This window comes from Rugamonas violacea, from assembly GCF_016461825.1.
Taxonomy (GTDB): Bacteria; Pseudomonadota; Gammaproteobacteria; order Burkholderiales; family Burkholderiaceae_D; genus Rugamonas.
The window spans coordinates 1-831 of record NZ_JAEMNU010000050.1 but is presented as its reverse complement, the minus strand read 5'-3'; the positions used below and the strand labels follow the sequence as shown (position 1 = coordinate 831).

The 831-nt window shown below is 56.7% G+C and carries 1 pseudogene; it reads left to right on the top strand.

The annotated features are described in order from the left end of the window. A pseudogene (locus tag H7U20_RS11055) lies at window positions 1-574 on the top strand (transposase); the annotation flags it as partial. Between the last annotated feature and the right edge of the window lie 257 nt (window positions 575-831).

The window sequence follows — 831 nt, the reverse complement described above, 5'->3', positions numbered from 1 at the left end:
TTGGTGCTCGACGTTTACAGCCGGAAGATCGTCGGCCACGAGGTCCACGTCGCCGAGTCGGCGGACTTGGCGGCGCTGTTGATGCGCCGGGCGAGCTTGAACGAGGGACTGGCCGGCCGCCAGGTGGTGCTGCATTCCGACAACGGCAGCGCGATGAAAGGAGCAACGATGCTGGCCACCTTGGAAAAGCTGGGCATCATGCCGTCGTTCAGCAGGCCGCGCGTTAGCAACGACAATCCGTTCGCGGAATCGCTGTTCCGCACCTGCAAATACCGACCGAACTACCCGCGCAAGCCGTTTGAAAGCATCGAACAAGCACGGGCCTGGACCCCAGCAGTTTGCGCAGTGGTACAACCACCAGCACAAACACAGCGGCTTGAAATTCGTCACTCCGGCGCAGCGCCACGGTGGCCAGGCCGATGCGATCCTGCGGCACCGGGAGCAGGTCTACGAGGCGGCCAAACAGCGCTGCCCTGAGCGATGGTCCGGCGCCACGAGAGACTGGAAATTGAAGGACGAGGTTTGGCTCAATCCGGAACGAGCTGAACCTGAATTAGTGAAGCTGGCTGCATGAAGTGACGCGACAACTTTGTTGACAACTACCGACACCCTGCGCAAGCAAGGCCACAGCATGCTCGACGTGCTGTACCGTGCATTTATTGGCGATCCGATCATGCCTGCTGCATAGCGGCTGAACAGTTACACATTTTTTACATTTCAAAATAAATAGTAGTTATGTGTCAAGACTCGTGTGGTTATACACGCGCTTAACAAATAATTCGGGCTTTTTCTTCTGCCATGCTTTGAGCGCTTGAATTGGTGATACGTGAT